The organism is Caballeronia sp. GAWG1-5s-s (assembly GCF_023631445.1).
Lineage (GTDB): Bacteria > Pseudomonadota > Gammaproteobacteria > Burkholderiales > Burkholderiaceae > Caballeronia.
Genome location: NZ_JALQDC010000029.1, coordinates 286184 through 310941, shown reverse-complemented (window position 1 = coordinate 310941; position 24758 = coordinate 286184). Strand labels below are relative to the sequence as shown.

The following is a 24758-nucleotide window of genomic DNA, read 5'->3' as shown; positions in this document are numbered from 1 at the left end:
CCACCTCCAAGATAGGTGGACACCTATGGTCCTCGCTACTGTCGCTCACTGCCAGACGTCGAAGATGGACCGCTTACATCTATTCCACACTCCCTTTCAATGCGAAAACCCAGACTGGAACACTAGGTTCTGTGTAGATCCTGTCCAGTCTCGCCAATCGAGACGCGCGTTCTTCGAAACCCACGCTGACACCGAAAGCATAATCATGCCCGCGCACTTTCCTTACCCATGTGCTGGTTCTATCCATCGCACTGGTAACGGTGCTTATGAGTTTCGATTCATCAGCGTTGACGAGATTTTGAATATTCTCTAGCAGTAGAAGGTTTCCAGAAGGCTAAGCGACTGTTGACCGGCCGACACCGACGGTTCATACAGTCGGCGGACACCCATAGTTACCCGCCCGCCCGGCATTGGCACAACTGGACTTCACCGCATGTTGAAGTGGCCTGGAATCCTGACAGAGCCGTCTTTCGGCGCATTCGGCGAGTTTGTCGACAACGAATGGCGTTCATCACGAAGTACTCAATCGGTGGGCGCAACCGAAATCGTGTTTAGTGTGCGCTTCTCCGCAGGCTTGGGCACCGGGCCTACGAGATGCTCGTGCACTTGCTTTAGTCGTCCAGCGGCATGCCTGCAACGAGGGCGACACCGTTCGCAACCTGCGTGCCGACAGCTCCAGCTACCTGTTGGATCGTCCGGTATCCTGTTGGCATCCAATAGAGCCAAGTATCCTCGTGGACGTTGAAGCTAGCGTCTCCCACGCTGACCGTTCCGGATACCCATTCCGCTCCGCCTAAAAAGTTGAACGCCATCCGCGCCGCGTCAGACTTTGATCGAACACCCGTGATGTGAATTGTTACTGGCACTCCGTTCGGATCGATTTGAAGTCCGAGTTGAGTTGCGCGAATAGCAAAAGCAGACATCATCGCGCTGCGGATCCACGGGGTTACCAAGAATCCGTTTGCGTCGATCTTCGGACTCTGTATTCCGCGTGCGATCTGAACTCTTGTCTGTGCGTTTCCGGACCGCTCCGTCTCAACGCTAGGAACCGTTGTCAAGCATCCGGAGAGAAGGATTGCGAACGCAAGGGCAGTTATTGTTTTTGTGCGGAAGGTCATGCTTTTGGCGGAGAATGGTCGTCTACCATCGCGATAACGGCCTGCACGACTATAACTTGAGCCTTTGTGCAGGTCCGGCTAGTTTGAGGCGAAGCTTCACGCATTTCGTCGAAAGCGCCGTGCTCTCGTGTGAGTCGCTCACGTGTTACCTGCGACGCCCGCATTACGCCGGACGGGGCATTGCGTCGTTCTAGGCGGTAGAGGCGGTCCGTTCCGCCCCATTACGAGGCCACAAGCGAAGCCTCGCCGACCGCCCGGTCATCGATCGGAAAATGCAGCAGCGCCGCAACGAGTCCCGCAACGGCCGTGGCGCCCCAGATCAGCGAGTAAGAGCCGGTCGTGTCGAAGACATAACCGCCGAGCCATGCGCCGAGAAACGATCCGAGCTGATGACTCAGAAACACGACGCCGAACAGCGTCCCGAGATGCCGCGTGCCGAACACCCTCGCGATCAGCCCGTTGGTGAGCGGCACCGTGCCGAGCCACGTCAGCCCCATGACCGCGGCGAAGATCACGACGGACACGCTTGTCGTCGGCAACAGGACGAAGAGAGCGATCGCGCCCCCGCGAATCAGATAGAGCCACGCGAGCACGTAATGTTGCCGCCAGCGTCCGCCGATCCACCCGCATCCCCAACTGCCGATCATGTTGAAGAAGCCGATCAGCGCGAGCGCCGTCGCGCCGAGCCCGACCGGCATGTGACAGAGCAGCAGATAGCCCGGCAGATGCGTGGCGATGAACGCAAGCTGAAATCCGCATGTGAAAAAGCCGAGCGTCAGCAGCCGATAGCCGCGATGACGCAACGCATACCCCAACGTCTCGCGCAACGGCATCGGGCGCGATTCGTTCAAGCCAGATACCGGCACCGCCATCGACGCGTTGCTCCGGCGGCTCGCGCGATGCAGCACGATGCCGAGCGGCGCAGCAAGAAGCAGCAGGAAGGCGAGGGCATATAACGACGCCGCCACGCCCGCATGCACACGGACTTCCTGCGCGAACGGCACCATCAGCACTTGCCCCAACGATCCGCCCGCGCTCGCGAGGCCCATCGCGACGCTGCGGGCTTGCGGCGACGCGACGCGTCCGACCGTCGCGAGCACGACGCCGAAGCTCGTGCAACTGATGCCGATGCCAACGAGCAATCCGAGCCCGAGGACCAGCATCCATCCGGAAGTCGCGGCGGCCGCCAGCGCGAGGCCCGCTGCGAACGTGGCCGCGCCCATCGCGACGACGGGGGCGGCGCCGTATCGGTCGGCGGCGGCCCCGGCGAACGGCTGAGCGAAGCCCCAGACGAGGTTGTGTAGCGCGATGGCGAAAGCGATCAGCGTGACGGGCAAGCCGCGATCGAAGGAGAACGGCCCGATGAAAAGCCCGAAGGTCTGGCGCACGCCCATCGCGGCGCTCAGTATCAGCGCGGCGGCGCCGATGAGCGCCCAAGTTGTGACCCGGCTCGTGCTCGTAGTGTTCGCAGTGCTTGGCAGTGACGGCATGGCGCAAATCCTCCTTGCGGCCATCGTCGCAAACGAACGCCCGTGCCGACAAACGAAAACTTTTCGCGGGCGGATGAGCGCAGTTCAACCGTCGCCGTTGCTATTGACGAACTCCGCCGCCTGCTCGGTCAGCCAGTCGCGAAACGCGGCGGTGTCCGCGCGGGCGCTGGCTTGCGGCGTCTCGCAGAGCCAGTAAGCGGTTTGCGTCTGGACGCTCGTCGCCGAGGCTTCCACGAGCGTGCCCGCCGCCAGTTCGCGATCGACGAGCGGACGACGGCCGACGACCACGCCGAGCCCGGCCGCCGCGGCATCGAAGGCGAGTTGAACGGTATCGAAACGCAGGCCGGCCTGCAGATCGAGGCCGTCGATGCCCGCGCCGTCCATCCACGCCTGCCAGTCCTCGCTCGCCGTATCGACATGAATGAGCGCGGCGCGCGCCAGATCAGGCACGCCGTCCGCGCCCGTCAGCCAAGCGCGATACGACGGACTGCACAAGGGCACGAGCCGCTCGCCGAATAGACGCTGCCACGATGCGCCATCCACGGGACCACGCGAGAGGCGCAGGCCGAAATCGAAGCCATCGACGGGAAAGCCCGCCTGACGGCGTGATGTGTCTATCGTGATGTCGATGTCGGGCCAGCGCGCGCGGAAATCCGCGAGGCGCGGGACGAGCCAGCGCGCGGCAAGCGTCGGCGCACACGTGACGGCGATCGTGCGGCGCTTATGTTTGCCGGGCAGCGTCTGCGTGCCGATCGCAATAAGCGAGAATGCTTCGGCGATGTACGGCAGATAATGTTCGCCCGCGGCGCTCAGCGACAGTCCGCGCGGCTCGCGGATGAACAACTCGACGCCGAGCATGTCTTCCAGCGCGCCGATGCCGTGACTCACCGCGCCAGGTGTCACGTTGAGTTCGGCGGCGGCGAGCTTGAAACTGCGATGTCGCGCAGCGGCTTCGAAGAGACGGAGGGCATTGAGCGGTGGCAGGCGCTGGGGCATGTCGGCGTATGGGATCGACGGCGTGTGCGTCTATATTGCCATCGTTAGGGCGCCGCTTGTCGCCGCGCTCTAAGCAGCTAGCGAGCGCCGCCAGCAACAACTCCGTCGGACTCTCGTCGATCGAGGCGAATGCCTCGACCTTCGGCGGACCAAGAGAGCGTCGGGAACGGGCATTCGAGCGCGATCGAAATGCACCTCCTTGCCCGCGTCCGACGGCGCTGGGGTGCTCAATGCACACACCGAAACGAAGCAGCGTCATTGACGTCGCCGCCTTCGTAGCGGGCCCACTTCGGATAGTCGCATAGCGGTCGCGTGCGGCCCGGAACGCCGGCCGTATCCCTTGTCACTTGCGCGACTGGCGCCTTGTCTCGCTCGACCCATTCGGCGAGCGCCGACAAAGAATCCCAAGTGGCATTGAAGGTACTGCTGGCAGCGTGTCCCATGCCGGGAATCTCGTAGAAACGCACGAACGAATCGACGCGATCATCGCCAAATCGCGCTTGCAGCCGCCGATAGTACAACTCCGTGGCGCGGGTGCTGACGAGTACATCGGATTGTCCGTGAACGAGCAGGAGCTTGCCGCCACGCCGCCGGAACGCTGAGATATCAGTGCTGGCGTCGAGTTGCTGACTCAGATCGCTGATGCGGTTGGCCCACACGCCCGGTTGTTCCGGGTCGAGCGACAGAGAATGGAAGTTCGGATCGCGCGTGACCGAATATTTGATCCACTGGTCGGTGAGAACGCTGATGTACGGCGCCGTGAGCGGCATCGGATCGGCCGGCTGCGATGTTCCGAATGCAAGGAACGTGACCACCGGCTCGACCGGCGAAGTGCGGGTCGTGATTCCGAGGTCGGCGCCCCACACGTTGTAGCCGGGATAGTAGGTTTCGCCACTAGCCGGTCGAAAGCGCAGCAGCGTTGGGGTATTAATTGTCTTCAACGCCTCGATCTGCGCGTCGGACAGGCAATGGTCGCCGCTGTCCGCGCCCTTGGGGCAGCGCAGCGGCGCACCGTTGAGCGTAGCGACCGACGGATCGAATCGCTCATTGCATTGCCGCTGGTCGCTGATCAAGCCGTCGGCCACGCCGTCGAGCGCATCGCATGCCTGCATCGCCGCGTCGTACACGGCCTGGCGTTTCGCCACCGACAGATACGCGCCCGGTTTCGCCAGGGCGCGGCTCATGCGCTGCCCTCCGAGCAGGGCGGCAGCATCGTCCCATGCCGGGTACCATGCGATGGCACCGTCCCAGTCTGACGGCCAGCGCTGAATGGCCGTCACTGCTTCGCGCCCGCCAGTCGAGCCCCCGGCAAAATAGGCCTCGCGGGGCAAATGCGCATAGCGGGCTTTGATGATCGCCAAAGCCGCGTCGTGGGTCTTCTTCAGCGCGTCGCCGCCGAAATTTTTCACCGCCTCGTCGTTCGCACCGAAGCGTCCGTCCTGAGAGCCCAACGCGTTGGCCTGATGGCCGGAGTCGCTGGCGAACGTCGCGTAGCCGCGACCAAGCGGCACAGCTGCATCGACGGGACCATTGGGTACGTTGCCTGCCACATTGGGGATAGTGCCGTCGAATCCGCCGCCGCCGAACATCAAGACCTTGCCGTTCCACTGGGCGGGAAGCGCGACTTTGAACTGGATGTCGGGCGCGAACCTGTCGACCGGCGATATCTTGCCTGTCACTTCACAGTAGTCCGGTAACGCGCTTGCACCGCTTCCGCTCGCGGTGACCGGCTTGACCGCAGTTACGCTCGCTCCGGATGTGGGCTCGCCAATTTCCGAAGCCGGCACCACGAAGCCCTGAAGACGTTGGCAGGCGGCTTCGTGTCCCGCTGGCGGCGTCGCACCGATGCTGTATGCCGAAACCGCGGAAGTGACGACAGCCGCGATCACGCGCGCGGCCCTCGCAATGCACCACTGACCTGTTGCCATAACGTCTCCTTATAGATAGCGCCTAACGTGGGCGTGGCTTGTTTAGCAGTAACGGCATTAGCCGCGAACTGGCTTGACCCGTGAAGCGCGACCGACGCATGCCACCAGTCGAAGCCATTCGATAGTAGTGGCGACATCTGGGCAGCGCGAGGTCAGATTCGGACTCGAAAAGGTGCTACGAGGACAATTTCTGCATGCTCGTCGCGAACGAGCGCGGCTAGCGATCCTGGCAAGTTCTGGCAGAACGGCGCGGAGGCGATGATCCCCGATGTCGCGCAAGGCAAGCGCTTCGCCGTCGGTGCCGGCGTGGGGCACTAGGCGGCCAGACCGCGCTGGCGATGGCCGTCAAGGGCAGCGTCAATGCGACCGTGCGGGCGCTTCGTCTAGCTGGTAAGCCCGACGACTCGCGATCGCAACGGAAGCCCAGCTAACGTCAGAAAGCACTCATCCGCATGGCCGGACGCTGACGCGGGACCGGCCATCTTCTTTCTGTCACGCGCGCGCATAACGAGAAGAATCAGTGGCCACCGCTACAGCTGCGCATGCCGCGCCGCATCCTCGATGACCGCAGCGACCTCTCGCGGACGCGACTCATACACGGCATGACTTGCGCCCGGAATCACGGTCATGTGGCTATGCGCACGCGCGTAATACCAGCGCTCGAGATCGGGATTGATGATCTTGTCATCCCCCGCGACGATGCCCCAGCTCGGTTTCGACGTCCACGCCGCAGCCGTCAACGGCGTCGAGAAAACATTCGCCGCGGTCAGCATCTGGGCATGCGATTCGAACCTGGCTTTCGCCGGGGCCAGGTCGGCCGCGAAGTATTTGGGAAACACCGCCGGATCGAGGAACGTGTAGCCGTCCGCGGTCTTCTCGATCGCGCCGGATTGCTTCGACGTGTAGCTCGGCATGCCTTTGCCGAGCGCGCTCTCATTCTCCCCCACGGCAGGCGCATGCGCCGCGACATAAACCAGTCCGACGACGTTCGAATGCGCGCCGGCTTCCGTGATGACCGAGCCGCCATAGCTATGCCCGACGAGTATCGTCGGCCCGTGCTGCAAGTCGAGCACGCGGCGGGTGGCCGCCACATCGTCCGCCAGCGATGTCAACGGTTCCTGCACCAGACTGACGTGATATCCGTCTTTCACGAGGATGTCGTAGACCGGCTTCCATCCGGAACCATCGACCCACGCGCCGTGGACCAAAACGATATTTTTGACTGGCGCGGGTTTGGGCGCTGAAACAGGCGTAGCGGCGAGCGAAGAAGCGGCGAAACCAGTAGCGAGCGCGAGCGCCACGGCTGCATGCGGAAGAACTTTCACGAGAGTCTCCATCAACGGATACGAGAGGTTGGACATGCTCCGGCCGGGCGCGAGACCCGGCCGAGACGAATCAACTTCCGAAGTAGGGCGTGCAGAAACCCGCCGGTCCGACGCACGTCGATGTCATCGACACGCGTGCCGGGCCGCCCGACGACGTGCGCTGCTGCGCGCCGCCATAAGCGGTGCTCGCCTGTTCAGCGGCGACCTTCGCTTCGGCGGCCTGGATGTCGTCGGGATAGTGCGGATCGCTCGCAAGCGCCGGGTTGTATCCCGCCTGCTCGACGCGCACCAGATCTGCACGGACATCCGCCCGGGTGACTGGATCGCTGGACTGCGCAAAGCTCAGAGCGGGCGCGGCGAGGGCACTGGCGGCAACGGCGAGGCAAACGACGAGCTTCTTCATGATTGATACTCCCTGGTTGAGTTGAACGAGTCGAATAAGGCGTTGAAGTGCCTGAAACGTACGAGGCGATGCTTCGAGCGGCTGACCGTGTCGTCGATGCAGCCGTGAGTGAAATGTAGTCGCGTGTGGCCTGCCGCCCCATCGTACGAAGGCGCGCAACCGGCCATGCAGGCGTTGGCTCCGCGTGACCTTTCGGATGGCCGCGCATGGCATTCAGACGGCGCGCGGATGACGCGCATCGACCGTACGTTCAGCGGCAGTATCCCGGGGCATGATGCCCTCATACCAACGTATGACCCGCCCCCCGTCGCAGCGAAAAGCTATACGCACATATGATGTGCGGCAGCCGGGATGCTCGCTAAGATGGCATTACACGAGCAGGACCGCATGCGCGGCTTGCGCTGACATCACATGATAGAGGACATGCACTTGGCCGCCCCTCCACTGGTCTCAGTCATCGACGACGACGAATCCGTTCGCGCCGCCACGTCGAGCCTGGTGCGCTCGCTCGGATGGGAAGTGCATCTTTACCCGTCTGCGGAATCGTTTCTGGAATCCGGGCATTTCGACGAAGTTGCGTGCATCATTAGCGACGTGCAGATGCCAGGCATGACCGGCTTGCAGTTGCAGCAGCGGCTGCGCGAACTGGGTCTCGCCTTGCCCATCATCTTCATCACCGCGTTCGCATCGGATGCGGTACGCAGGCAGGCGCTCGACGGCGGCGCGCTGTGCTTCCTCGGCAAGCCGGTGGATGGCGCGGTCGTACTAGAATGCCTGAGCACATTGCAGCAACGGTTCGATTCCGATGCCCGGTAAGCGCACGCATTCGTCAAGTCAACGCCCACTCGACTGCCCATGCACACACCGCTTGATCCGACCGATTCCCGCAACCAATCGAACGAGCCGGCCGGCATCGTGCGGTCCGATGCGCGCATCGCATGGACGCTCGCCGGTGTGCTCGCGCTCGCCGTCTTTCTGATCGATGCGCTCACGCCGCTCGACATAGCGATCGCCGTGTTTTACGTCGTCGTCGTGCTGCTCGTTGCATCGTCGGGCGGGCGCAAGGCAACGGTCCGCGCGGCGTGGGGCTGCGTGATCCTGACGCTCGCGGGCTTCGTCCTCTCTCACGACGACTCGGTGTCTACCGGGGCCATCGCCCGTTGCGCGGTAAGCCTGCTCGCGATCGCGACCACCTCCTGGCTGGCGTTGAGAAATCAGACCGCGACGGCCAATCTGCGCGAGCAGGTCGAGGAGCGCAAGCAGGCGGAACGCGCGCTCGCGCGCACCGAGGCGTTTCTCGTCGATGCGCAGCGCCTGAGCCGCACGGCGAGCATCGCGACGCGCTTGCCCGAAGGGACGATGTGGTGGTCCGACGAGGCGTATCGCATCTTCGACTACACGCGCGACGTGACTCCATCGATCGATGCCATCCTCGCGCGCACGCACCCCGACGATCTCGCGCTCGTGCGCGGCGCTTACGAAGCCGAGCAGGGCGGCGCGCCGGTCATCGACGTGCAGCATCGGCTGACGATGCCCGATGGCGGCATCAAGCATGTGCATTACGTCGCGCATGTGGTGCAGCGGACCGGTGAACTGGAATATGTCGGCGCGCTCATGGACATCACCGAGACGAAGCTCGCGCAAGAGGCGCTGGCGCGGTCGACGGCGGAACTGGCGCACGTAACCCGCGTGTCGATGCTCGGTGAGCTTGCCGCATCGATCGCGCATGAAACCACGCAGCCGATCGCGGCCATCGTGACCTGCGGCGATGCGTCGTTGCGCTGGCTGAACCGGCCGCAACCGGATCTCGCGGAGGCGAAACAGTCGATCGCGCAAATGATCCGCGATGCGAAGCGCGCGAGCGACGTGATCCGGCGCATCCGCGCGATGGCGAAGAAGCACGAAGGCTCCGCCGCGGTGCTGGCGCTGAACGAAACCGTCGAAGAGGCGCTCGAACTGGTGCGCAGCGAACTCGAACGTCACGGCGTGGCGGTGGGCGTGCAGCTCGCGCAGCCATCGCCTGTGGTGTGCTGCGATCGCGTGCAGTTGCAGCAGGTGCTCATCAACGTCATCATGAACGGCGCGCAGGCGATGGCCGGGCAGCAGGCGGCGCGGCGCCTGAGCATCACCACGCGCATGTTCGATGAACATCACGCGCAGGTCATCGTCGAGGATTCGGGACCGGGCATCAGTAACGAGAGCGCGGGCCGCATTTTCGACGCTTTCTTCACGACGAAGCACGACGGCATGGGCATGGGCTTGTCGATCTGCCGCTCGATCGTCGAGGCGCACGCGGGCCGCATCTGGGCAGAGAAGGGTGCGGAGGGTGGCGCGTCGTTGCAGTTCATCTTGCCCGTCGATAGGGGGACATGTCATGAGCAGCAGGCCGGATGATGCCGCGAGCAATGCGATGGTCTACGTCGTCGACGATGACGACTCCATGCGCGAGGCCGTCGCCATGTTATTGCGCTCGGTGGGACTCGCGGTGCAGACGTTCCCTTCGGCGCAGGAGTTCCTTGCGTGCGAGATGCAGGACGTGCCGAGCTGTCTGATCCTCGACGTGCGCCTGAAAGGGCAAAGCGGACTCGCGGTGCAGGAGCAGATTGCGGCGAGCGAACTGGGCTTGCCGATCGTCTTCATGACCGCGCACGGCGATATCGCGATGACGGTCAAAGCGATGAAGGCAGGCGCGCAGGATTTTCTTGCGAAGCCGTTCAGAGACCAGGACATGCTCGATGCCGTCGCGAACGCGCTGGCTCTGGATGAGAAACGGCGAACGTCGAGCCGCTCCGTCGCGACTCTGCGGGCGTGCTACGAATCGCTGACGCCGCGAGAACGCCAAGTGATGGCGTTCGTCGTGGCGGGGCTCATGAACAAGCAGATCGCGTCGGAAATGGACCTGAGCGAAATCACGGTGAAGATTCATCGCGGACAGGCGATGAAGAAAATGCAGGCGCGCTCGCTTGCGGATCTGGTTCGCAAGGCAGAGGCGTTGGGGGTTGGTGCGGAGCGGGGTTGAGGGCCGATGATTGCTTGGCCGGCTACGGGGCTTTTAGATCAGGCCCGCTGCGCCAATCGACTCGATAGCGGTTGGCCAGCCGCTCGACTTGCCGTCGACTCATGCCCAGGCGTTCGGCGGCACGCCCTGGCTTGAGTTGGCGCTCGGGAACGGACTGAATCACCTTGAGTCAGTCCAGTTCGCGCATCGACATCGTGATGGTCCCAGTCGAGTTCATGGTCCGTGCTCCAGAAACGCTTGTCTGGCCACGAACCTACGGCAAAGTGCGACATCTCTACTTAGCAGAAACACGACATTTGAACTTGGGACCTACAACCGGAAATGTGCTAATTGATATTATGTAAAACGGAAGAGATCGTTTGCGTCAAGGGTGGCGGTGGGTGCAGAGAGCCCGTTAGTGACGCGTCGCGCACGCTCCAAGTCACCTACGGGCGATCGCCAGAATGCCGTCGCCCCCGGGGCCGACCGAGAACGGAATGCGCGTAAGCGGTCGTCACTTCTTCCCGGCGCTGCCGCCAAGTTCCTCGACTTGCGACAGATGCACAAGGTTCCAAGGCATGCCGGGATTTCGATACATTCGTTCTTTCAGGCGAGGATAATCGCAAACGTCGTGGGAGAGCGGGCGCGAGCCCGCACAACGGGACGAACTCCTAACCCGTCACCTTGTCGAACTAATGCCGCCGGAGTTGACCTCATGACGCCCGTTCGTTCGATAGTTGCCCTCGCCATAATGACTGCGGGCTGCGCCACATGGCCGGTAGCGAATGACCAGATGGCCCAGCGAATTCCCGCCGAGTCTAATGCCTACAGCCCGCGTCCCAACGACGGTGCGGCGACCGGCGAAGCGACCGCAAAGCCACCGAGACTAAGCGTTGGCGTGAGTTATTACGATACGCAACTGTTCTTGCCTTGGTTCCTCACTTACTTCATCAACGCGGTCAACGACCCCTAGCCTGCAGCGGTTTTTATTGACCCGCTAGGTCGATCGGCAGCACGCCGACGCGGACGCCGCTCATCCGCAGTCGCCGGCACCCGCGGTTCGCTTCGGCGGTAGCGCCACCGCAGCGAACCGGCGACGCAGACACATCAGTTCGTGCGGCTCGTGTGTCCGATTCCGGTGTGCCAAAATCTCTGCGACCTGCGTTTGGGGCCAAATGAGCGTCCAAGCTGCGCACCGATTGGTCATGATTTGTGCTACAAGCGACCGATAAGGCCGCGCAAGATGTTGACCCGCAGCATCGGAGGCGGCGCGAGCTCCGGTTGAAGTATCGCGTTTCCTCATTCAATTGGGATGGGACTCCGGATTGAAGCATTCTTGCTTCGAGTAAACAGCACCAAGGAGGCGGTTATGAACGACGATCGTCGACCAGCGCGGCTGCGCGCCCCGCTTGTTGGTTTGGTCGGTGTTGCTGCGCTAAGCTTTGCCACGGCAGCCACCGCAGACAGTCAGGCACTGAAAAAGTTTGGCCAGATAACCGTGATTAACCAAACGCTTCAGCCGAAACCGGTCAAGTCGGCGCCCGCCGCTGCGCCTGCGCCGCCTGCGAATAACAATCCCAATGCGTCGAACACTGCGACGCCGAACCCAAATATCAGCCCGAACCGCGGCGCCGCCCCGTCGTATGACTGGAACAAGATCAACGCGGCGAATGCAGCGAACGCAGCGGCTGCCGCCCGCGTCAACGCGATCCCTGGCGCACCTCCGGTCAAGAAATAACGGTTCGTTCGCGGCACAGTTAGAACGACGCCTCAACGACAAAGCTCCTGAACGCAAGTGCGAACAGGGGCAGACGCGGGATTGACCTGCTCCCCGCGTTTAGTACGGTGACGGTGTAGAGTCGGTTCCAGAGAGGAACGGCAATGAAGAAGCGCTTCACCGAACAACAAATCATCGGCATCTTGAAGGCAGCCGAGGCTGGCCTGAAGCCGGCGGAACTGTGCCGCAAGTACCGCATCTCAGAAGCGACCTACTACAACTTGAAAGCGAAGTTCGGCGGGATGACCGTCTCCGAAGCGCAGCGCCTGAAGGAACGCGAGCAGGAGGCCGATTCGATGCTCGACAACGCCGCGTTGAAGGACCTGTTAGGTCGAAAGTAGCAAGCCCGCAGGCAAAGCGCCAAGCGGTTCCGGGGCCGCCGTACTCTTTCGGCCAGTGATTCGCGAGCCAGCCCTTCTCGTTGAGAATGGCATGCCATTCGACCATTTCGTCGCGCGTGAGGCGCACGCCATTGCGCGCCGTCTCGGTAAGCCGCGCGGGCAGCTTTTCATTTAGAAAGCGTATGACGCTTGCGCGAAATGCTTCGTCTTCGGGAGTGAAGTTCAGATCCTCGAATCGCTTTCCTCAATAGATTTCGAAGAGACCAGCGGCGCCCATGCCGCCGGCCATGCACATCGTGACGACCGCGTATTTCTTGGCGCGCCGCCGTCCTTCGATGACCACGTGCCCGACGAGGCGCGAGCCTGTCATACCGAACGGGTGCCCGATTGATATCGCGCCGCCGTTCACGTTGAGACGATCGTGCGGAATCTCGAGCTTCTTCTGGCAGTAGATCGCCTGCGACGCGAACGCTTCGTTCAACTCCCACAAACCGATGTCGTCGACTCTCAGGCCGTGACGCGCGAGCAGCTTCGGCACGGCGAGCATCGGACCGATGCCCATTTCATCCGGCTCACAGCCGGCCACCGCGAAGCCGCGAAACGCACCGAGCGGCGCGAGGTTCGCGCGTTCGGCGGCCTTCGCTTCCATCAACACGCAAGCCGATGCTCCATCCGCGTTCTGCGATGCGTTGCCCGCGGTGATGAACTTGTCCGGTCTTTTGACGGGTACCGGATTCGCAAGCGCGTCGTAGGTCGTGCCGGGGCGGTTGCAGGTGTCGGCGGATACCGTCACTTCGCGATAGCTGACGAGCTTCGTTTCCTTGTCGGTGACGGACATCGTCGTCGTAACGGGCACGATTTCATCGGCGTATCGGCCCGCGCGCTGGGCTTCGGCCGTGCGCCGCTGGCTTTCCACGGAAAAGCGGTCCTGCGCCTCGCGGCTGATGCCGTAACGCTTTGCGACGATATCGGCGGTATCGATCATTGCCATTTACTTAAACGCCTCAACCAAATGGCCAGGCACCATGTACGTCATCGGTTGCTTATCAAGTTCTCGGGACTTCCTCAAGCTTACTAAGCAACTGTTGGAGAAACCCGGTGCCCGCGCATACCGCCAATTGCGCAGGCAGCAGAGAGGCGCGCCGGCCGCGGCCGGCGCCAAGCGGCTGCGACGCACGAGGAAGCGCGAGCGGTGCCGCAGCGTTCGCGAATAGCGGCTCAGTGTCCAGAAAAGCGCTCTCCACACTTGTCCGTACTATCATTCACGCTGAAAGACGGACCCGAGATCGTGGCTCAGCGAATCGGGCTTCACTCCGCGCGGGCAAGTGCCGTGCGAACACATCGAGCGGTGACGACCATGGCGCGACTACTATCGGTGAATGTCGGGCTTCCGCGCGACATCGAGTGGAAGGGCCGCACGGTGCATACCGGCATCTGGAAAGAACCGGTGCGCGGCCGATGCCGCGTCGGACGGCTGAACCTTGATGGCGACGGCCAGGGCGATCTCGCGGGCCACGGCGGCGAGCAGCGCGCCGTCTTCGTCTACCAGATCGAATCGTCGCGCTACTGGCAGACGGAGCTGAAACGCAACGACCTTGCCTGCGGACAGTTCGGCGAAAATTTCACCATCGAAGGACTGCCCGATTCCGATGTGTGCATCGGCGACCGCTATCGGATCGGCAGCGCGCTGTTCGAGGTCACGCAGCCCCGCGTGACCTGCTATCGCGTCGGCATCCGCATGAACGAACCGCGGATGCCCGCCCTGCTCACATCGAGCGGACGACCCGGCTTCTACTTGCGCGTGCTGCAGGAAGGCGACGTGGGCGCGGGCGACGAGATCGTGAAGATCGGCGAAGCCGAAGAACGCATGAGCGTCGCGCAAGTCAATGCGCTGCTTTACTCGGCTCACCATCCACGCGATCAGCTGGAGCGAGCGTTACGGATCGAAGCGCTGTCGCCGGGGTGGCGGCGGTCTTTCGAGGCGCTTCTGAAAGACGGCGCGAAGGGTGGAAATCCCGGGCTCGCGGCGGCAGCGGCAGCGAATGCCGCCGCACCGGGTTTCCGGCCACTCAAGGTCTCCGCACTCAAACCGGAATCCGCCGACGTGCTCTCGATCAGCTTTACAAGCGCGGATGGTGAGCCGCTGCGCCCCGCTCTGCCAGGGCAATACCTGGTGTTGCGTCTGCAGCGAACGGCCGGCGGACCGCCGCTTTACCGCAGCTATTCGATCTCAGGCGGGCCTTCGCCGGAGAGCTACCGGATCAGCGTGAAGATCGAGCCGGATGGCGCAGCCGGGTCCTATCTCCAGCAACACGTGCGCGTGGGCGATACGATCAACGTCAGCGCGCCGCGCGGCAGCTTCGTTCTGCAGCCGGGCGACGGACCCGTCGTGCTGCTCAGCGCGGGCATCGGCGCGACGCCGGTTCTTTCGATGCTGCATGCGCTGTCGACGGCGCGCTCGACGCGGCCGGTCTTGTGGATGCACACCGCGCGCGATGGGCAGCATCATCCGTTCGCCGCCGAAGTTCGCGCTCTGGTGTCTACGCTCGCGCACGGACGAAGCCACGTCTGTTACAGCAAGCCCGCCGCGGGCGACCGCGAGGGCGTGGATTTCGATGCGACGGGGCGCCTGTCGCAAGCGGTTCTGAGCGTGGCCGGTATCACGCGCGACGCGGACATCTATCTCTGCGGACCGTCGCGCTTCATGGAGGATATGAAAGCGGCGCTCGCCGGCCTAGGCATCGCGCCGGAACGGATTCACGCCGAAATCTTCAACGGCGGGGAACCGCTGAATCCGGGCATCGTCGGCGCCGCGAAACGCAGTCCCCATTTGCCGAAAGACGATGCCGACACGGGGCCGCTGGTGTCGTTCGCGAAGAGCGGCATTGCCGCGCACTGGAATCGCTCGGTCTACCAGAGCGTTCTCGAACTGGCGGAAGCCTGCGACGTTCCCGTGCGGTGGTCGTGCCGCACGGGTGTCTGTCACAACTGCGAAAGCGGTCTGGTGTCGGGCACGGTGGCCTATGAGCCGGAGCCGCTCGACCGACCCGCCGAAGGCAACCTGCTGATCTGCTGCGCGCAGCCGGTTCGGGACATCGTCGTCGATCTCTGAGCTGGAGGCTGTTCGACCCACACGACGGAAGACTGCTAGTAGATTCAGCGCATACCAGTCGTTGCTCGACCCAGCACATTAGGATCACCGACCGATTCAGGAGTTGATGAACCATGAGGGTCGCAAGACGCCGTTCAGGCCGACAGGGTATTCGACTGACAATCGGGCTTGCTGGCGTCACTCCATCGAAGACACTGCTTCGTCTGTAGTCATCACACCGTGGGCAAGAAACGCGTAGTTGACCATCGCCGCCTTGTAGCCGTCTCCCCAAACAGGATGACGCGGTCCGGCCGTTGCATCGCTAACGACATACACCTGGAATCCCTGTTCGAGCAGATCACGAAGATGTGACTCCACGCACATGTTGGCAAGCATGCCTCCCAGTATTACTTTCCTGACGCCTCGCTTGCGCAGTTGAAGGACGAGATCGTTGGTTTGCGGTCCGAAGACCTTATGCGGACTCGCAACAACCGTCTCTCCGTCGTTGATGTAAGGCTTGAATTCGTCGAGCCAGTCGGCTCCGGAGCCTTCGAAACCTTCTAGATTGAGCTGACCGCTACGCGCGAACGTCCCGCTCGCGAATTCGTCCGACTCCAACGGCCCGTTGAAGCACCATGCGCGGTCCGTCGTAAAGAAGTAATGTGGCGATATAAAAACCGAAATCTTCGCGGACTTCGCCGCCTTGAAGATTCGCAGCATGTTCTCGACCGTTCTGTTCTCCGTCACGCTTGCTCCCACCGCGCCCCAATTCTTGCCATTCTTGCTCAACACATCGACCTGCGGGTCGATGAAAACCACGGCTGTCTCAGTTCGATCAAAGGACACTTCGGCCTCCAATAAAGTGCACGATGGCGCAGCAACTCTCCTCGCTCCAAGCCTGCCCGATCAGATTAGAAAACGAAAAGTTGAAAAGCAACGACCGTCCGGCAGATTGCGTTGCGCATGCAAGGCTCTCGCGCACGAGCGCTGGGCGACGGGGCGCTTGAAGCGCTTCGCCTGTTCAGCGCCACGTGCATGCCATTAACAAGCTAATGATTAAGACGACAATGCGACAGGGTGAATTGCGGGCTGAGCCGTTGCAAAGTGTCGCTGACGCCGGCCGGAACGTCTGCGCTGCGATACGACGATGCCGAGTTCACATCACCTCATTATGGGCGACAGTCGAAGGATGAGAGAACACCGGAGACTCTAGCGCGCGGTCGAGCGGGTCCAGTGCGCGACGAAGTTCGCTTAACCGTCTTGCAGTCGGCCGGCTGTGGTCTGAGCAGACAATCGCGAGTTGGATGACTTCGTGTCTTACCTATTCCGCTCACGATGACCAATGTCCACCAGCTTCGCGCCGCAAGCGCTTCCCCGCCTTTTTGCTAACGTAGTCGTGATTCCCTTCGAAGATCGGGCGCGCCACGGCAGCGAGCAGTTTCATCCAGCCACGGCCGGTGCGCACGCGCCAGGCGTATCGGTCGGCGGTGTGTTCATCGCTCGATGAGAACGCCCAGCGCGCGAGCCATTCCACGTGGCCGCTCGTCACGCTTTCGAGCAATGGAGCGGCTTGACCCGCGTGCCGCCCATAAGGAAGCGCACGCGATACGGCAGGCGCCGCCTGACCACGTAACGATGCAATTCGCCCACGCCATCTAGACCCGCCGTGTCTCGACGCGCGATGCCAGTTATGTGTTATGCGGCAACTCGCCAGTCCGCATCGACCAACAATAGTGCCTCAATGTGTGTAGTGAATAGGATTTGAATAACGCTGGGAAAGTGCATTCATACACCGACATTCGGCGCTGTCGCAGGCTTTTGGCTGCGAGAAGCACCGCCATGCGTAAAGTCCTTGACATCCTCTGTCCGCTGACTAACCTTTGCATAAGACACGCGCGACAGCCATGAACTCCTCGAACGACGAAACCTTGCCAATCCGCACGATCTGCGCGCTCACGGGAATCAACCCGATGACACTGCGCACCTGGGAGCGACGGTATGACCTGATTCAACCCGCGCGCACCGCAAGCGGACACCGGCTATACACGCACCGCCACGTCGAGCAGATTCGCCGCGTGCTCGCGCTGATTGAGCGCGGCGTACCGATCAGCCAGGTGCGGGAGCATATCGACGCCGAGCGGGCGATGCCTCGCGCTGGCGCCCTCGTGCGAAGGCCATGGCGGGAATACTTCGACGGCATGGTTCAGGCCTGTACGCGCTTCGACGAGCCGGAGCTGGACCGCGTGTACGACGAAGCGCTGAATCTCTACCCGATCGAGCAGGTGACGCGTCAACTGCTACTGCCGCTGCTCGCCCATCTCGGCGAACGCTGGAGAGATGTGCCGGGCGGAATTGCCGAGGAACATTTTTTCGCGACGTATCTGCGCAGCAAACTCGGCGCGCGATTGCAACGCCGGGCAGTCTATGCCCGAGGGCCCCGTCTGCTTGTCGCATGTGCGCCCGGAGAGCAGCACGAGATCGGCTTGTTGCTGTTCGCGATCGAGGCGCAGCAGGCGGGCATGCGCGCCATCGTGCTCGGTGCCAACATGCCGCTCGAAGAGTTGGCGGGGGCGGCAATGCGTGCTTGCTGCGACGCCGTGGTGATCTCCTCGTCGCTCGAGCCGGCCGAGGGTTTGATCGAACGCTCGTTGCGCAGCCTGGTCACGCAAATCAGCGTGCCAGTATTCTTCGGCGGCCCGACCGCCGTGCGCCACCGGCAATCGATCGCGTCGACGGGTAGCATTCCGGTTGGTACCGACCTCGAGGATGGCGTGCGGCTGATCGCGGCCACGCTCGCCGAACGACGCTGCGAAGCTTAATTTTAACGTCGTCATTTAGGAGTCCATCATGGACGCTTATCGCAAGTTGTTCGTCGCCCTCTTTACGATATCGGCGCTGCTCACGGGCTGCGGCGGGAGTGACAGCGGGTCGCCCAGCGCGTCGCTGCGCGTAGCCCACTTCGCGCCCGACGTGCCTGCAGTGGACGTTTTTCTCAAGGCACCAGGGGCTGCGAACTCGACAAGCAATCGGCTGCTCCAGAATGTGACTTTCCCAGCGGCGACGGCTTACTCGAGAGAGAACGCAGGCACCTACGACGTGTCGGTCGCATTGGCAGGCACGCTCACCGGCGTGCTGAACCTCAACGGCGCCAACCTCGCCGCAGGCTCCAGCACCAGCGTGTTCGCCACCGGCTTGCTCAGCGGCACCGGCACACAGGCGCTTGCCTTGCACGCCTATGCCGACGACCGCACGCCCGTGAGCGGCAAGGCGAAGGTACGGGTGATCCATCTGTCGCCCGACGCGCCGGCCGTTGACGTCGTGGTGCTGGCCGGCGGCGCAATTGCCGCACGGCCGGTGACCAACCTCGCCTACCCGAACGCCGCGCCCACGCCGCTGATGCTCGATCCGGGCACCTACACGCTGGCCGTCGTGCCGACCGGGACGACTACACCGGTGCTGCCAAGCGCCGCCGGCGTGCCGGTGACGCTGGCCGCCGGGGATGTGGACACCATCGTCGCTATTGGCGCGCTCGCGGTGCCGGGCGCGCAGCCGTTCCAGCTGAAGGTGCTCGACGACCGCTAGGCACGTGGAAAACACTGGCAAGGACCAACCACTGTTGGCCCCTAACGCGGGCGAGCGCCGCTCAGACCGCGTCCGATCGAAGTCCATATGACCACCGAAGCCAGCTACGGCGCGGGACAGGCAGTCAACTATCCAAACTTTTTTGCGGGACGCCTGGGCGGCCGATGAAGTGGCAGCCCAGGCGAGAGGTCAACGCCGAAGACGGCGCATTCACACAAGCACTTTTGTCAACATGGAGCTCAGTTATGCCAACTGCCACCTCAGAAGGAACCGTCAGTGTTCGTCGCAGCCCAGTAGACTGGCTGGCGGGCGCACTCGTCGTCATCGGCGCGCTGAATTGGGGCCTCGTCGGGCTCATGAAGCTGGACCTCGTCGCGGCGATTTTTGGCGCGGGATCTCCGGGCGCACGCATTGTTTACGTACTCGTGGGACTTGCAGCGGTATATTCGTTGGTCCGGGCGTTCATGCCGGCGCGCGAGCATCGCCTTGTGCATCACTGAACGGCGCGCCGCGCGGGTCGTGGACGCGCGGCACATCTTTCCAGAGGCGACGCGGACAAGGCGGATTCATAGCCCTTCCCTCGAATGCCCACTGGTTTCACGACCTCATGTCGTGGCCGCAAATGCATCTAAAGGCTCAGTCTTCCGACGAACGCATCGACACGTCGCCCACGACCACCCCTCTCAACCCCTCCCGCAACGCCGTGACATTGTCTACGCCGTTCAGTTGCTCGAACTTCCGTTGCGCTTCCTGCCAGAGAGGGGCCGCCCTTTCGTGCAGGCGTCGTCCTTCCTCGGTGAGCTCGATGAGGCGGCTTCGGCCGTCCGTGGGCGACGGCTTGATCGTGACGTAGCCGTCGCGTTCCAGAAAGCCAACCATTTTCCCCATCGCCGTTCGCTCGATATCGAGCCGTTCGGCAAGCGCGTTGACCGGCGTGCTTCCCACCTCGTTCAAGGCGACCAAAGTGAGGAACTGCGTGATGCGCAAACCAGCGGGCTCGAGATGGCTATCGTAGAGGCGGGAAATCTGCCTGCTCGCCTTCCTCACGGCGAAGCAGTTGCATTGATCGATTCCAAGCGGCTGGTTGACCGGCAACATCTGTTTCACTCCTGATTTCGATCACGAGACTGCACAATACTGAGCTGACCAGCTCCGCGTGAGCCGCCAGTTTACGCGAATGCGGCGCGATTCTTGGCGATAAACTCGTGGACAGAAAGCGGTGGCTTTCCGGTGATCCTCTCGATGACATCGTTGGTGCCGGAGAAGATTCCGTCGCGGTAGTTCTGGGCTACCTCGACCAGATGCTGCGTGAGAAAAGGCGGAAACTTGTAAAGTGTTTCCATCTTCGTTCGGAATTCCTCAATGGATGTGGGCGCATATTCGATGCGTGTGCCAAGCACCTCGCTCATCGCGGCGGCGATCTCCACATGGTTCATCTCCACCGGTCCGTGGAGCGTGTATGTCTTGCCCTCGTGACCTTCAGGCTTGCAGAGCAGATGCGCAATGACCCGTCCCTGATCATCTGTGGCGATGGGCGCGTGACGTCCGTTGCCAAAGGGAAATTCGATCTTCTTCGTGGCCCAGATTTCCTTCGCAAAGTGCGGATAGACGAGCCAATCGGCAAAGAATGTGGGGCGCAAATGCGTCGTCGCGACGCCTGACCAATCGAAGACCCGCTCGGAAATCCAGTGATCCTGTGCTGCATGGCTCGCGGACTCACGCCTTGCGGAAATCTGCGACATGTTGACGATTGCCTTGACGCCCGCTTCCTTCGCTGCCTGTGCAAAATAAGCCGCGGCTCCGATGATTCCTGGCGCGATCGGATGAAGGAAATAGGCCGATCGGATTCCTTCCATCGCTGCCCGAATGTCGTCGATGTCGGTGAAATCTCCAATCGCAACATCAACACCGCGCTGCCTCAGGGCGGCCGCTCGGTCGTCGTCTGTACGCACATAAGCCCGCACGCGTCTGCCCATTCTGAGCAGTTCGTTAATGGCGGTACCTCCTGTCCGTCCAGTCGCACCGCTTACAAGAATTTCAGCTTGGGTCATCGCTTCAGTCCGTTCGGTCACTTAGGAGCATATGCTCCATTGACATCCATATTATGAGCATATGCTCCTATCGTCAAGGCGTTTTTTGTTCTTGGTGTTTCCAGTGCATCTAGCGCCCAAAAGCGTCACAGTTCCGAGCTCGCTGGCTGCAACATGTCGCTGCCGGCTAGCAAACGCACTCTGACCGCGCAAGGTCGCCCGATTCTCGGCGGTCCGACCGCAATGCGACGTGGACAACCGCCACTGTTCGATCTGCGACGCGCGTTTTTTCGCCACGTCGCCTCATCAGGGACTGCTAGGCGGAAAGGTCGTGACACAGTCGGCAGCGGACGGATACGGACACGTGCAGCGGTCGCTCGAACGACGGCACAAGGCGGCCGGCCCTAGCCGACGTTAAGCCGACGTCGGTGACAACTCGACCTGTGCGTGCCTTACTTGACCCCTAACTGTCATTGGCCAACTGGAGACGTCCGCGACCCATCGAATCCTTCACCAACTGACCGTCGCTCCGGGGTTGGACCTGCTTCGAAAGATAATCGACGATGCGTTGCGCGGGAGGCTGCAGCGCTTCGAAATCCTTGAAGCACACGACGAACTGACGTTGCACCCATGAATCGGTGAGAGGGATGATCTTGATTGCAAGCACCGGTTTATATGTCTCGGCCACTTCCACCGGCACGACGCTTATGCCGAGGCCGGCCGCCACCACGCGAAAAGCCGCATCGAAGCTGGACACGATCACTCGATAAGAGACGGTTCTGCCTACGCTCGCAGCCGCCCGCCGCAGCATCGTATGGACAGCCGTGGACGGCAGCAGGCCGACGTGCTCATGTTCCAGCGTCTGCTTAAAGCTGAGCGACGCCTCTTTTGCGAGCGGATGATCCTTATGAACCGCCAACGCGAGCCGGTCCTTACGGTACGGCCGGTAATCGAGCCCCTGAAGGTCGACGTTATCCCAGCACACGCCGACGCTCGCCGCTCCTTCGCGGAGTTGCCGCACGAGATCGAACGATAGCCGCTCTTCGACATCGACCCTGATGTTCTGATACTCGGGCTCGCGCATGAAAGAGGCGATGTCGTCGAGCAGCGCCTCCGCAATGGCCGAAGCCGACGCACACACGCTTACGCGACCCTTCAGCCCGCCGCCGAACGCGATAACGTCGCTCGCAATCCGCTCCATCGTGAACAGTACGTTGCGGCCATGCTCCAGGAGCGCGTTGCCGGCCGCCGTGGGCTGTACGCCGCGCCGCGAGCGCAACAGCAGCGGAACGCCAAGCTCACTCTCCAGTTGCGCAATTCGCTTGCTGATCGCGGAAGGCTCGATATGCGCCTCCTCCGCCGCGCGCGCGATGTTGCGGTGATCACACACGGCCACGAACAATCGCAGCGTTTTCAGATCGATGTCGCGCATGCAGGTCTCCGCGCTGTGACATTCCCGTTGGGAAGCCTGACGCTTCCAAAATACCGCTTCATGGATCATCAGGCACGTCTTAACTTATCACAACGCCGACGACCTACGATCGGCAACGATAACGGAGACAGCACATGCCCACGTTCCCCGCGAACGTCGCCATCCGGGAAGTCGGTTTGCGCGACGGTCTGCAAAGCATCCGGAGCATTGTTCCTACCGAACGAAAGATCGAATGGATCGACGACGCATACGCCGCCGGTCAGCGGGAGATCGAAGTCGGCTCGTACGTTCCAGCCCGGCTTTTGCCCCAACTCGCCGATACCGCGGAACTCGTCGTTCACGCAAAAACGCTGCCGGGCCTGGTCGTCTCGGTGCTCGTGCCGAACCTGCGAGGTGCCGAGCGCGCGATCGAAACCCGCGCCGATGTATTGCTCGTGCCGCTTTCCGCGAGCCACGAACACAGTCTGGCGAACCTGCGCAAAACGCCCGATGAAGTTATCGCCGAAGTGGCGCGCATCCGCGCGGCTCGCGACGCGTCCGGTTCGAAAACGTTGATCGAAGGCGGTATCGGCACGGCTTTCGGCTGCACCATCCAGGGTCGCGTCGAGCAAAGCGAAGTGCTCCGCTGCATGCAGGCGCTGCTCGATGCGGGCGCCGACCGCGTCAGCATCGCCGATACGGTCGGCTATGCCGGTCCTGCCGCCGTGCGCGAGTTGTTTGAGAAGGCGCGCAAGATCGCCGGCGAACGCTTCTGGTGCGGCCATTTCCACGACACGCGCGGCCTCGCGCTCACCAACGTCTACGCGGCGCTTGAAGCTGGCGTCGCGCGCTTCGACGCGAGCCTCGCTGGCATCGGCGGCTGTCCGCATGCGCCGGGCGCGAGCGGCAACGCATCGAGCGAAGACCTTGCCTTCATGCTCGCCGACATGGGCATCGAAACCGGTATCGACATTCCCGCATTGCTGACGTTGCGCGCGAAAGTTGCGGGCTGGCTCGAAGGCGAATCGCTGCACGGCGCGCTGTGGCTCGCGGGTCTCCCCAAAACCTTCGCTGCTCCGGCTGCGCTCGACGCTTGAGGTCAACATGATGAATACTCCCGCAAGACTTCCCTTAGACGGCGTGCGCGTCATCGAATTCACGCACATGGTCATGGGGCCGACGTGCGGCATGATCCTCGCGGATCTTGGCGCCGAAGTGATCAAGATAGAGCCGCCCGGCGGCGACAAGACCCGCAAGCTGCCGGGTCTCGGCATCGGGTTCTTTCGCTCGTTCAATCGCAACAAGAAGAGCGTCGTGCTCGACATCAACACGGTGGAGGGCAAGGAAGCCGCGATCGAACTGATTGGCACGTGCGACGCGATGCTCGAGAATTTTCGACCGGGCCTGATGGCGAAACTCGGCCTCGACTACGACACGCTGTCGAAGCGCTATCCCGGTTTGATCTACGTGTCGCACAAGGGCTTTCTGCCGGGACCGTACGAGAAGCGTCTCGCGCTCGACGAGGTCGTGCAGATGATGGGCGGTCTTTCCTACATGACGGGTCCGGTCGGCCGGCCGCTGCGCGCGGGAACTTCGGTCAACGACATCATGGGCGGCATGTTCGGCGCGATCGGCGTGCTGGCCGCGCTGCGCGAACGCGAGCAGACCGGGCGCGGCCAGGAAGTGCAGAGCGCGCTCTTCGAGAACTGCGTGTTTCTCTCGGCCCAGCACATGCAGCAATACGCGATGACGCGCGAAGCACCGCCGCCGATGCCCTCGCGTGTATCGGCGTGGAGCGTCTACGACGTCTTCACGCTCGCCGATGGCGAGCAGCTTTTCATCGGCGCCGTCAGCGACAAGCAGTTCGTCACGCTATGCGACGTCCTCGATCGCCCCGACCTGCCGGCCGAGCCGCGTTTCCAGACGAACGCGCTGCGCGTTGCGATCCGCTCCGAACTGCTCGAAGTGCTCGGCGCAATCCTCAAGGAGCATCGCGTTGAAGAGCTATCGCCGAAGCTCGAAGCGGCCGGCATTCCTTATGCGCCGATCGTGCGGCCCGAGCAACTGTTCGACGATCCGCATCTGAAGACGAGCGGCGGGCTCGCGCCGATGGAGACGGATGATGGCAGCGTGACCGAAGTCGTGCTCCTGCCGCTGACCATGGGCGGTCGTCGTCCCGGCGTGCGCCATGCGCTCGCGCGAGTCGGCGAGCATACGCACGAAGTGCTGGCGCGCCTCAAGAGTCGGGTGATCGCATGAATTTCGCCG

The 24758-nt window shown here is 62.5% G+C and carries 21 protein-coding genes and 3 pseudogenes; 11 read left to right on the top strand and 13 right to left on the bottom strand.

Features of this window, described 5'->3' with window-relative positions:
• Positions 1 to 611: 611 nt before the first annotated feature.
• From NCR34_RS22405 to NCR34_RS22380, 6 genes are all read right to left on the bottom strand, one after another.
• Entirely contained in the window at positions 612 to 926 is a 315-nt protein-coding gene (locus NCR34_RS22405) for a hypothetical protein (protein ID WP_248324730.1), read from the bottom strand.
• A gap of 413 nt (positions 927 to 1339) precedes the next feature.
• On the bottom strand, positions 1340 to 2608 hold the full coding sequence (locus NCR34_RS22400; RefSeq protein ID WP_248324728.1) for an MFS transporter: 1269 nt from the start codon (positions 2606 to 2608) through the stop codon (positions 1340 to 1342).
• Between the two features lie 84 nt (positions 2609 to 2692).
• Entirely contained in the window at positions 2693 to 3604 is a 912-nt protein-coding gene (locus tag NCR34_RS22395; protein WP_248324726.1) for a LysR substrate-binding domain-containing protein, read from the bottom strand.
• A 227-nt stretch (positions 3605 to 3831) separates the two neighbouring features.
• Complete coding sequence (locus NCR34_RS22390) at positions 3832 to 5532, bottom strand: tannase/feruloyl esterase family alpha/beta hydrolase (RefSeq protein ID WP_248324725.1); 1701 nt, start codon at positions 5530 to 5532, stop codon at positions 3832 to 3834.
• Between the two features lie 530 nt (positions 5533 to 6062).
• Complete coding sequence (locus tag NCR34_RS22385) at positions 6063 to 6857, bottom strand: alpha/beta fold hydrolase (protein WP_248324723.1); 795 nt, start codon at positions 6855 to 6857, stop codon at positions 6063 to 6065.
• Positions 6858 to 6927: 70 nt separating this feature from the next.
• The gene (locus tag NCR34_RS22380; RefSeq protein WP_248324721.1) at positions 6928 to 7260 is read right to left on the bottom strand and encodes a DUF4148 domain-containing protein; all 333 of its coding nucleotides are present in this window, start codon (positions 7258 to 7260) and stop codon (positions 6928 to 6930) included.
• Between the two features lie 429 nt (positions 7261 to 7689).
• On the opposite strand from NCR34_RS22380, the gene NCR34_RS22375 reads away from it, so the two are divergent.
• From NCR34_RS22375 to NCR34_RS22350, 5 genes and pseudogenes are all read left to right on the top strand, one after another.
• Positions 7690 to 8076 (top strand): response regulator transcription factor, encoded by a 387-nt coding sequence (locus tag NCR34_RS22375; RefSeq protein ID WP_371747509.1) that lies wholly within the window; start codon positions 7690 to 7692, stop codon positions 8074 to 8076.
• A 39-nt stretch (positions 8077 to 8115) separates the two neighbouring features.
• Positions 8116 to 9654, top strand: coding sequence for a sensor histidine kinase (locus tag NCR34_RS22370; protein WP_248324719.1), 1539 nt, complete (start codon positions 8116 to 8118; stop codon positions 9652 to 9654).
• On the top strand, positions 9635 to 10279 hold the full coding sequence (locus NCR34_RS22365) for a response regulator transcription factor (protein ID WP_248324718.1): 645 nt from the start codon (positions 9635 to 9637) through the stop codon (positions 10277 to 10279). The genes NCR34_RS22370 and NCR34_RS22365 overlap by 20 nt, the downstream gene beginning before the upstream one ends.
• Positions 10280 to 11627: 1348 nt before the next feature.
• Positions 11628 to 11996: a hypothetical protein gene (locus tag NCR34_RS22355; protein ID WP_248324717.1), complete on the top strand. Its 369-nt coding sequence runs from the start codon at positions 11628 to 11630 to the stop codon at positions 11994 to 11996.
• 143 nt (positions 11997 to 12139) lie between these two features.
• Positions 12140 to 12405: pseudogene (locus tag NCR34_RS22350) on the top strand (transposase); the annotation flags it as partial.
• On the opposite strand, the pseudogene NCR34_RS22345 reads toward NCR34_RS22350, so the two are convergent.
• Positions 12405 to 12602, bottom strand: a pseudogene (locus NCR34_RS22345) (acyl-CoA dehydrogenase family protein); the annotation flags it as partial. The pseudogenes NCR34_RS22350 and NCR34_RS22345 overlap by 1 nt on opposite strands.
• 18 nt (positions 12603 to 12620) lie before the next feature.
• A pseudogene (locus NCR34_RS22340) lies at positions 12621 to 13367 on the bottom strand (acetyl-CoA C-acyltransferase); the annotation flags it as partial.
• Between the two features lie 366 nt (positions 13368 to 13733).
• Here NCR34_RS22340 and NCR34_RS22335 point away from each other — a divergent pair.
• Positions 13734 to 15488: an MOSC and FAD-binding oxidoreductase domain-containing protein gene (locus NCR34_RS22335; protein WP_248324716.1), complete on the top strand. Its 1755-nt coding sequence runs from the start codon at positions 13734 to 13736 to the stop codon at positions 15486 to 15488.
• Between the two features lie 177 nt (positions 15489 to 15665).
• Here NCR34_RS22335 and NCR34_RS22330 read toward each other — a convergent pair whose 3' ends face one another.
• A complete protein-coding gene (locus NCR34_RS22330; protein ID WP_248324715.1) occupies positions 15666 to 16313 on the bottom strand; it encodes a cysteine hydrolase family protein in 648 nt (215 codons plus the stop codon).
• A 484-nt stretch (positions 16314 to 16797) separates the two neighbouring features.
• A complete protein-coding gene (locus NCR34_RS22325) occupies positions 16798 to 17001 on the bottom strand; it encodes an SRPBCC family protein (protein WP_248324714.1) in 204 nt (67 codons plus the stop codon).
• Between the two features lie 370 nt (positions 17002 to 17371).
• Here NCR34_RS22325 and NCR34_RS22320 point away from each other — a divergent pair, with 370 nt between their 5' ends.
• From NCR34_RS22320 to NCR34_RS22310, 3 genes are all read left to right on the top strand, one after another.
• Positions 17372 to 18286, top strand: a complete 915-nt coding sequence (locus NCR34_RS22320) for a MerR family transcriptional regulator (RefSeq protein ID WP_248324713.1) — start codon at positions 17372 to 17374, stop codon at positions 18284 to 18286.
• 28 nt (positions 18287 to 18314) lie between these two features.
• On the top strand, positions 18315 to 19049 hold the full coding sequence (locus tag NCR34_RS22315) for a DUF4397 domain-containing protein (protein ID WP_248324712.1): 735 nt from the start codon (positions 18315 to 18317) through the stop codon (positions 19047 to 19049).
• A gap of 245 nt (positions 19050 to 19294) precedes the next feature.
• Positions 19295 to 19549 (top strand): DUF378 domain-containing protein, encoded by a 255-nt coding sequence (locus NCR34_RS22310; protein ID WP_248324711.1) that lies wholly within the window; start codon positions 19295 to 19297, stop codon positions 19547 to 19549.
• Between the two features lie 136 nt (positions 19550 to 19685).
• On the opposite strand, the gene NCR34_RS22305 is transcribed toward NCR34_RS22310, so the two are convergent.
• The 3 genes from NCR34_RS22305 to NCR34_RS22295 form a co-directional block, all read right to left on the bottom strand.
• Positions 19686 to 20147, bottom strand: coding sequence for a MarR family winged helix-turn-helix transcriptional regulator (locus NCR34_RS22305; RefSeq protein ID WP_248324710.1), 462 nt, complete (start codon positions 20145 to 20147; stop codon positions 19686 to 19688).
• Positions 20148 to 20218: 71 nt separating this feature from the next.
• Positions 20219 to 21100, bottom strand: coding sequence for an NmrA family NAD(P)-binding protein (locus NCR34_RS22300; protein WP_248324709.1), 882 nt, complete (start codon positions 21098 to 21100; stop codon positions 20219 to 20221).
• 442 nt (positions 21101 to 21542) lie between these two features.
• On the bottom strand, positions 21543 to 22511 hold the full coding sequence (locus NCR34_RS22295; protein ID WP_248324708.1) for a LysR family transcriptional regulator: 969 nt from the start codon (positions 22509 to 22511) through the stop codon (positions 21543 to 21545).
• Positions 22512 to 22645: 134 nt separating this feature from the next.
• Between NCR34_RS22295 and NCR34_RS22290 the strand changes: the two genes are divergently transcribed.
• Both NCR34_RS22290 and NCR34_RS22285 read left to right on the top strand, forming a co-directional pair.
• Positions 22646 to 23587: a hydroxymethylglutaryl-CoA lyase gene (locus NCR34_RS22290; protein WP_248324707.1), complete on the top strand. Its 942-nt coding sequence runs from the start codon at positions 22646 to 22648 to the stop codon at positions 23585 to 23587.
• 10 nt (positions 23588 to 23597) lie between these two features.
• A complete protein-coding gene (locus NCR34_RS22285; RefSeq protein ID WP_248324778.1) occupies positions 23598 to 24749 on the top strand; it encodes a CaiB/BaiF CoA transferase family protein in 1152 nt (383 codons plus the stop codon).
• The last annotated feature ends 9 nt before the right edge of the window (positions 24750 to 24758 follow it).

Bases quoted from the DNA above. Each gene is read 5' to 3' on its own strand.
- NCR34_RS22405 (WP_248324730.1), bottom strand. From the start codon at position 926: ATGATGTCTGCTTTTGCTATTCGCGCAACTCAACTCGGACTTCAAATC.
- NCR34_RS22400 (WP_248324728.1), bottom strand. From the start codon at position 2,608: ATGCCGTCACTGCCAAGCACTGCGAACACTACGAGCACGAGCCGGGTC.
- NCR34_RS22395 (WP_248324726.1), bottom strand. From the start codon at position 3,604: ATGCCCCAGCGCCTGCCACCGCTCAATGCCCTCCGTCTCTTCGAAGCC.
- NCR34_RS22390 (WP_248324725.1), bottom strand. From the start codon at position 5,532: ATGGCAACAGGTCAGTGGTGCATTGCGAGGGCCGCGCGCGTGATCGCG.
- NCR34_RS22380 (WP_248324721.1), bottom strand. From the start codon at position 7,260: ATGAAGAAGCTCGTCGTTTGCCTCGCCGTTGCCGCCAGTGCCCTCGCC.
- NCR34_RS22370 (WP_248324719.1), top strand. From the start codon at position 8,116: ATGCACACACCGCTTGATCCGACCGATTCCCGCAACCAATCGAACGAG.
- NCR34_RS22365 (WP_248324718.1), top strand. From the start codon at position 9,635: ATGAGCAGCAGGCCGGATGATGCCGCGAGCAATGCGATGGTCTACGTC.
- NCR34_RS22355 (WP_248324717.1), top strand. From the start codon at position 11,628: ATGAACGACGATCGTCGACCAGCGCGGCTGCGCGCCCCGCTTGTTGGT.
- NCR34_RS22335 (WP_248324716.1), top strand. From the start codon at position 13,734: ATGGCGCGACTACTATCGGTGAATGTCGGGCTTCCGCGCGACATCGAG.
- NCR34_RS22320 (WP_248324713.1), top strand. From the start codon at position 17,372: ATGAACTCCTCGAACGACGAAACCTTGCCAATCCGCACGATCTGCGCG.
- NCR34_RS22315 (WP_248324712.1), top strand. From the start codon at position 18,315: ATGGACGCTTATCGCAAGTTGTTCGTCGCCCTCTTTACGATATCGGCG.
- NCR34_RS22310 (WP_248324711.1), top strand. From the start codon at position 19,295: ATGCCAACTGCCACCTCAGAAGGAACCGTCAGTGTTCGTCGCAGCCCA.
- NCR34_RS22305 (WP_248324710.1), bottom strand. From the start codon at position 20,147: ATGTTGCCGGTCAACCAGCCGCTTGGAATCGATCAATGCAACTGCTTC.
- NCR34_RS22300 (WP_248324709.1), bottom strand. From the start codon at position 21,100: ATGACCCAAGCTGAAATTCTTGTAAGCGGTGCGACTGGACGGACAGGA.
- NCR34_RS22295 (WP_248324708.1), bottom strand. From the start codon at position 22,511: ATGCGCGACATCGATCTGAAAACGCTGCGATTGTTCGTGGCCGTGTGT.
- NCR34_RS22290 (WP_248324707.1), top strand. From the start codon at position 22,646: ATGCCCACGTTCCCCGCGAACGTCGCCATCCGGGAAGTCGGTTTGCGC.
- NCR34_RS22285 (WP_248324778.1), top strand. From the start codon at position 23,598: ATGAATACTCCCGCAAGACTTCCCTTAGACGGCGTGCGCGTCATCGAA.